Source organism: Halorubrum sp. Ea8, assembly GCF_002252925.1.
Lineage (GTDB): Archaea > Halobacteriota > Halobacteria > Halobacteriales > Haloferacaceae > Halorubrum.
This window is the reverse complement of sequence record NZ_NHPF01000117.1, coordinates 1-6,373: the sequence shown is the minus strand read 5'-3', so window position 1 is coordinate 6,373 and position 6,373 is coordinate 1. Positions and strand designations below refer to the sequence as shown.

The 6,373-nt window shown below is 50.1% G+C and carries 6 protein-coding genes and 1 pseudogene; 4 read left to right on the top strand and 3 right to left on the bottom strand.

The window, feature by feature from the left end; genetic code table 11:
• Nucleotides 1-1,272: pseudogene (locus tag DJ74_RS14335) on the top strand (helicase); the annotation flags it as partial.
• 46 nt (nucleotides 1,273-1,318) lie between these two features.
• A complete protein-coding gene (locus tag DJ74_RS14330) occupies nucleotides 1,319-2,692 on the top strand; it encodes a DNA cytosine methyltransferase (protein ID WP_094527684.1) in 1,374 nt (457 codons plus the stop codon).
• A gap of 268 nt (nucleotides 2,693-2,960) precedes the next feature.
• Here the strand turns inward: DJ74_RS14330 and DJ74_RS18825 are convergent, their stop codons facing one another.
• A complete protein-coding gene (locus tag DJ74_RS18825) occupies nucleotides 2,961-3,413 on the bottom strand; it encodes a hypothetical protein (protein WP_141212718.1) in 453 nt (150 codons plus the stop codon).
• A 485-nt stretch (nucleotides 3,414-3,898) separates the two neighbouring features.
• On the bottom strand, nucleotides 3,899-4,504 hold the full coding sequence (locus tag DJ74_RS18820; protein WP_141212717.1) for a hypothetical protein: 606 nt from the start codon (nucleotides 4,502-4,504) through the stop codon (nucleotides 3,899-3,901).
• A 286-nt stretch (nucleotides 4,505-4,790) separates the two neighbouring features.
• On the opposite strand from DJ74_RS18820, the gene DJ74_RS14325 reads away from it, so the two are divergent.
• A complete protein-coding gene (locus DJ74_RS14325) occupies nucleotides 4,791-5,021 on the top strand; it encodes a winged helix-turn-helix domain-containing protein (RefSeq protein WP_217900334.1) in 231 nt (76 codons plus the stop codon).
• A gap of 196 nt (nucleotides 5,022-5,217) precedes the next feature.
• Here DJ74_RS14325 and DJ74_RS14320 read toward each other — a convergent pair whose 3' ends face one another.
• A complete protein-coding gene (locus DJ74_RS14320) occupies nucleotides 5,218-5,781 on the bottom strand; it encodes a hypothetical protein (RefSeq protein ID WP_094527682.1) in 564 nt (187 codons plus the stop codon).
• A 107-nt stretch (nucleotides 5,782-5,888) separates the two neighbouring features.
• On the opposite strand from DJ74_RS14320, the gene DJ74_RS19280 reads away from it, so the two are divergent.
• Nucleotides 5,889-6,062 carry a hypothetical protein gene (locus DJ74_RS19280; RefSeq protein ID WP_176451356.1) on the top strand — a complete coding sequence of 58 codons (174 nt, stop codon included), beginning with the start codon at nucleotides 5,889-5,891 and terminating at the stop codon, nucleotides 6,060-6,062.
• The last annotated feature ends 311 nt before the right edge of the window (nucleotides 6,063-6,373 follow it).

Sequence of the window (6,373 nt, the reverse complement as noted above, 5' to 3'; positions counted from 1 at the left end):
AACTACGACCTCCCGTGGAACCCGACCCGCATCGACCAGCGGATCGGGCGACTCCACCGTTATGGACAGGACGAGACAGTCGAGATCCGGAATCTGTTCTTCAAAGACACCCGTGAGAGTATCATCCTTGAGCGACTGCTCGAGAAAATTGATGAAATCGAGGAGACACTGGGGATGAGTTCCGACGTGCTAGGACTGGTTCTCGAAGATGTTGACCTCGAAGAACAAATCATGTCCGCCCTCGCGAGCGGAGAGAGTCCAGAGCAAATCGTCGATGATCTCGAGGAGATCGTTGAAAATCAAGAAGAGGCTGTCCGACGCGTGGACGAGGACCTCCTCATCCGAGATAAGTTCGACTTGAGTGAGGAAGATCGGGATATTCTCAATATTGTCGAGGAAAGCGCTGAGGACACCGTCAGCGAGGCCGACGTCAAGTACCTTGTCAAGACCGTCTGCCAAGAGTTCGGTGGCGGACTCACAAACGTTCGACCCGGCCCCGCTGACGACGGTGGTGACGTGTTCGACCTAGTTGTTCCTGACCAGCTTACGGGCAATAACGTGCAGAACCGATACGACGGTGCGACGTTCGACAGAGAGAACGCGCTTGCCGACGAGAGTCTCGAGTTCATCACGCTTGACCATCCCGTTGTTCGGGCGATGATGGCGTACTGTCTAGACACCGATGCAGTCGGTGGCCAGACGGCTGTCCTCACGGGAGGAGAGACGTTGGAGACACCAGGCCTCCTCTGTCATTACCGAGTCGGATATCTCTCGGGGACTGGTGACACCGTCACTGAACAACTCGCCCAAATCTACGTCACACCTGATGGGGTCACCCGAACGGAGGAGATTGATATTACTGGTGGTCTTCCCCCGTCTACTGTCGACAACCACGCGTCCATTAGAGCGATTTCTTCACAGGCTGAAAAGCTAGTCTCGAAGGCTGAGGATGTTGCTTGGGATCTCATCGACAACCTCGCACAGGAAGCACGTACTGAACGGGAACGTGATGTTCGGATCCGCCGAGAGCACGCGGAAAAATACTTTCAGTACCGTATGGACGATCTTGAGGAACGAATCAGGCAGTTCGAGAAGCGTGACCGGGCTGGCGAAGATATGAGTGCAGTGCTGGCGAAGCACCAGAGCCAGCTCGCTGAACTACGAGAAAAAAAGAACGCCGAGATGGACCGACTTGAGAGCGAAAAACAGGTCGTCCCTGACGAGCCCGAGCTCGTGAACATGGCCGTGGTTGTCGACGCATTTGAGGACTGATTCTCGTTCCGAATCCCTTTCGTCATTCCACACCTGTGTTTGTACAATGAGTTCGAAGCCGTCCGCAATTGACCTCTTTTGCGGCGCCGGAGGGCTCTCTGAAGGGCTTCGGTGGGCTGGCTACGATGTTCGGTGGGCGATTGATCAAGATAAATCTGCAGTCGAAACTTACTGTGAAAACCACGGAGACCGTGCCATACAAGCGGATATCCGCGAAACAGACCCCGCTGTAGACGGTCCAAGTATCGAACCGGGCAAACTCGATCTCGTCGCTGGTGGGCCACCGTGTCCCTCCTTTTCAAATATTGGGCAATCGAAGCTCGGCTCTCTTGAGGATCGCTCCGTAGAGGAAGACGAACGGAACGTGCTGTATCTCGACTTTCTGCGGTACGTCGACTATTTTCAACCCCGTGCGTTCGTCATGGAAAACGTTCCCGGGATGCTAGCCGATACGGTCTCGGTTGAGTCGGATACTGTGCAGGAGTCCCTTCCTGTTGAATCGGAAGACAAGACAGAACGATACCCTGTCGGTGAGGAGGTCCCAGTACCCGAAGTCATCCTCGAAGAAATGGAGAATCTCGGTTATTCCGCAGATTGGGTTAAGATCGATGCGGCTGACTTTGGGGTCCCTCAACATCGAGAGCGGCTCTTTTTCATCGGTCGGTTGACTGGGGAGGAGTTACCGAATCTCGAGCGATGGCGAACCCACCGCGAGCCGACAGACCGAGAAAGAACACAACGGATGCAGGTCCGCTCAGAGCTCACAGAGAGGGGTGAAAACTCCCAAACAACACTAGAAGTTGATTCATGTGTCCTCCCGTCGTTCGAGCGTGACCGGGAGCACAAACGCCCCTACCTCACCGTCGCGGACGCGATTATGGACCTTCCTCCGATTTCGCCTGATGGGGAGATGCCACCGACTAAGGCAACAGAGTACACGCTTCCCCCCGTCTCACCGTATCAGGAGTGGGTCCGAGGCACCCCTGCTGGCGAAGAGTGGAATGAACAAGACCTCAACAACCACGAGGCGCGTTGGCACAATCATCAAGACCTCTCTATCTACAAACTTCTTGGCCACGGTGTCGGCTGGAACATTGGCCAAGTGAGCACGTCCCTACAGCCCTACCGAAATGACGTCTTTCAAGATAAATACAAAAAGCAGAATCCATCAGAACCGGCGTCAACTATCCTCGCACACATTCAGAAGGACGGACACATGTTTATTCATCCAACGGAGGCACGGTCACTCTCTCCCCGCGAAGCGGCTCGGATCCAGTCGTTCAGAGACACGTACTGGTTCCCCGAGAGCCGGACGAACGCCTACCGTCTGATCGGTAACGCGGTTCCACCAAGACTCAGTGAGGCGGTTGGCGTTGCCATTCGAGATGTAATCCTTTCAGATAGGCACACTTGTGTCTGATACACACTTTCCGCTAACACTCTTCACCGAAAATCTGTTAATATAGCTCTCCACGGTTCTGTTTACATCCCCCGACGCTGATGTGTCTCAGACCATGTATTGAATATAGAAACGGATATTTCACCGTAGTAGTCGCCAGATTTAGGCTACGAAAGATTGCTGTTAGGATAGGACTGCCTGCGTTTCAAGATATGATTATTCAAAGAGGCATGAACCTCACAACGTGCCGATGTTGACATATCAAAGTCATTCGGACTGTTTTCCGGCATCAGAAAGGTGTGACTTGATTGGGTTTTGGTTCACATACCCGCCCCCGATTTTTCAAATCGAATATAATGTCATCCACCTCGTTGGATTTCACCACATTTGGCTTGACATTCTTTTTGAGTACTTTGACCGACACGCCCCGTTCGTAGTTCGGTCGAAGCTGCCGGAGAAGTGTCTCAACGTGTTCGCGCTTTTTAGCTGTAGTCGATAGTTCGGGACCCAAACCGATTAGAGTAATATGTCGTTCATCAACTTCACGAATTACACCGCGATCCATCGCATCAGAGAGTGTCTTTTCTATCGCGCTTTCCGCGATTCCAGCTTGCTTTGCGTTCTTCTTTATAAAGTAAATTGGTACGCGGTCAGGGTAATGTTCATCCAATCGATAGAGAATTTGCATGACGCTCTTGATTTCGTCCCAGTCCTCTGGATATGGATATTCATCGTTGGTCATACTATGATAGGTTGACCAAAGGGCTGTAAAACCCGTGGCAGCCAACGGCTAATTTAATTCATTTATTAATCTGTGTACCTGTCATAAGTTTCTGTAGGATAGCTCGTATTCTAACACACTTGGTAGATCTGTGGCTGGTGTGTTGTATACTTCAACTAAAATCACCGAACTACAATATATCTATTTAAACGATACGTTCCTTCCATTCAACAAACTGTTTGTATGAGGCTCCAAGGGTCTCAACCAAGCCCTCTTTATCATAATGTCAAAAAAGTCCGACCACTCGGTGACGCAACAGACCAGCAACGGGCGTTTTCGCTTTCGGCACACTTAGAACGATCAGAAAATAGTGTACAGATCCGTCTACATTGCGTAGAGTGATCTACCCGTTATACAGATTTCACCGACGAGGTGGTTGTAGATTTTTCATTCCAGAATATGAGCGACAAGCCTCAATATCAAGGGCAACCGGAGTAAGTTGTGTGCTACTCATCTGTGAGGTCAATAATGGGTTCGGTTTTGAATCGATCTGTCGAAACGCCCAATCGCTTCAGTAGCAGATACCACGATATTCGACGATTCTTTTCTTCGCCCATCGTCACATGATTCTCAGAAGACCAGTTGTCAAGGGCGTCGTCAACTGTATCTACAGGCGCAATCAGTTTGCCTACTTCTTTCTCGATTCCGTCTACAACAGAATAAACAACGAAGAAGTAAATCGATTTTTTTGAATCAAACAGTGAGTCTGCGGACATTAATCGTTCGTGGTGAGGCTTCCAGATCCTGAACTGGCCGTATCTACCCAAATCCTCGGTACTACTCTGATACCGATTCACACAAGACTTAACCTCGATATAGTAGGCAACCTCACCACCAATGTAGGCGTCAACATAAGATTTCACCGACCATCGATACATCAACCCAGATTCGTTAAATACGGCATTAGCAAGTCGTTCAGCATTGTACCCGCGCCCAGAGGCAGTCGATCGTCCCCGTCCTTCACAACTGTTAGCCTCTGCTACTTCACGAACATCTTCTAACCTGATTTCAGGATTGACTACTTCGGGGCTGGCAGGGCAGCTCTCCGTCATTGTCTCTCGGTCGCTATTACATCGGAATTGGGCGCCGTGGGGGATTGTTCATCAGGTAGTTCTGGAGACGCTGAAATCAATCGTCTGATGAGTCTAACCAAAGCCACTCGAATCAGGGGATGGTTGTGTGACACCATGGCTTGCGGTTCGGTATATGTAGAAAAGACATAAAAATCTCACTAATACATGAGATTAAAATCATCAAATAGTTATCAAACCTGATATATCGGTCGGAAGAATGGTGGGAATTAGAGGAGAGATCTGAGTGAGAGAGCCGGCTCCATGGATGCAGATGCCAATTGACGATCGGATTCTTGAGGCGCTAGCAACATCTGGACTGGTCTTGTCACCATCTGTGATAGCATTTAATATCGACAAATCGAGGAGCGAGGTGAACCGGCGACTCTCAGCTCTCGTCGATCACGGCCTCGTTGAACGGGTCAAGCGAGGATACTACAGAATCACCGAGGTCGGTGAGAAGTATCTTTCTGGTGATATTAACCCTGATAACCTCTGATCTGTCTACAAAACTACAGTGGAACAGACCACCATTGTTGAAATCTATTTTCTAGACATGTTCCATCCGAAATAGCTGGTAACCGAAGAATGTGACTTGACCACAGAAGATCCTGTCATATCTATGCAATTTTCAGAGAGCCGTGCAAGATGCAAGGCGCATATCTTGGATAGAGAGACCATGATGAGAAAGCCGGTCACTCGTCGAGTTCAGGTTCATCAAGTGCGTTCAACACCGAGTCGTCATCCGCTTCCTCAAACAGTTCCTCCAACGATTCACACAGCAGGTTGACCACAGTCGTGGCTATATCACAGAGTTCCTCTTTATTCTCCCGTTCAGCGACGTACCACCACTCATGAGCGACCGTGTTCCTCCAACCAGCCATGTCCAAGAGGATGTCCCGCTCACGTTGGTCAACCACGCCGAGCAGATGAGCCAGTTGAATTCTGTTACGATGACCAAGATTTGCGATGAATCCCTCTTCAGCACCGTAGAGTTCTCGCTCATTCATTTCCTCAAGCTTATCGACGACATTCACAGTCAGCAGCCTCTCGTAGAACGTGCTTTGCCGGATAACCGCCGACGCATAGTGGCCATCCTCAATTAGAGACTGCTGTTCTTCCGCTTCTCGGACAAAAAGATAGGCAGAAGAGTACTCCTCTTCCCCGGCTGCACCGGCTACTAGAATTATGATGCTGTCTACAAGGTCCTGCCAGTCCTCTTTTGAGAAATCGAGGTCGATGTCATCTAACGTTGCCATTCCATCGTATATACCAAGTTCTCCCCAGTAAAGACATTCTATTGAATCTACAGAGGACCAGAGGTGAGAGGAGGAAGGTTGTAATTCTTTACTGGAACTCGGTGTCGATGCCCGAGGTACCCTTCCGAGCGAACTGGATCGTCCAGATCACGCCAAGAACAGCAGTAGCGTACAGGGCCGTGATGTCATCTGAATATGATTTCCGGCTTCGAGAGCCGAGTACTGGTGTGATCAAGCCGTTCATGGACGCTGCAGCTATCTCGGGTACCTCTGTATACTGAAATCTGAACGAGAAGTAGGACCTCGATGGACCGGATCAAGGTTTTCGCGTAGGAGTCTTCACTGAGTAGGGGAATCGTTCGCAGAAACATACTCAAGTAGAATAGACTTGAGTATGTATGGTACTGATTTGTCGTGCTGAACTCACCCTCTGTATCTCGCACGCAGCTTCTGACAAAGACTGAAGACATTCCAGAGGCCCTGCTGAATATACAGCGCGGGCCGTGTTTAGACGCTAAGAATATTGCCTGAATGGCGTGATTTCGAGGAAGTGAAGCGAGCAGAGTTCGATGTGCCTTCGAAACTCGCCCGC

What these genes read in the sequence shown, in the direction of transcription:
- DJ74_RS19280 (WP_176451356.1), top strand. Translation starts at nt 5,889, where the DNA reads ATGCCCGAGGTACCCTTCCGAGCGAACTGGATCGTCCAGATCACGCCA.
- DJ74_RS14320 (WP_094527682.1), bottom strand. Translation starts at nt 5,781, where the DNA reads ATGGCAACGTTAGATGACATCGACCTCGATTTCTCAAAAGAGGACTGG.
- DJ74_RS18820 (WP_141212717.1), bottom strand. Translation starts at nt 4,504, where the DNA reads ATGACGGAGAGCTGCCCTGCCAGCCCCGAAGTAGTCAATCCTGAAATC.
- DJ74_RS18825 (WP_141212718.1), bottom strand. Translation starts at nt 3,413, where the DNA reads ATGACCAACGATGAATATCCATATCCAGAGGACTGGGACGAAATCAAG.
- DJ74_RS14330 (WP_094527684.1), top strand. Translation starts at nt 1,319, where the DNA reads ATGAGTTCGAAGCCGTCCGCAATTGACCTCTTTTGCGGCGCCGGAGGG.
- DJ74_RS14325 (WP_217900334.1), top strand. Translation starts at nt 4,791, where the DNA reads ATGCAGATGCCAATTGACGATCGGATTCTTGAGGCGCTAGCAACATCT.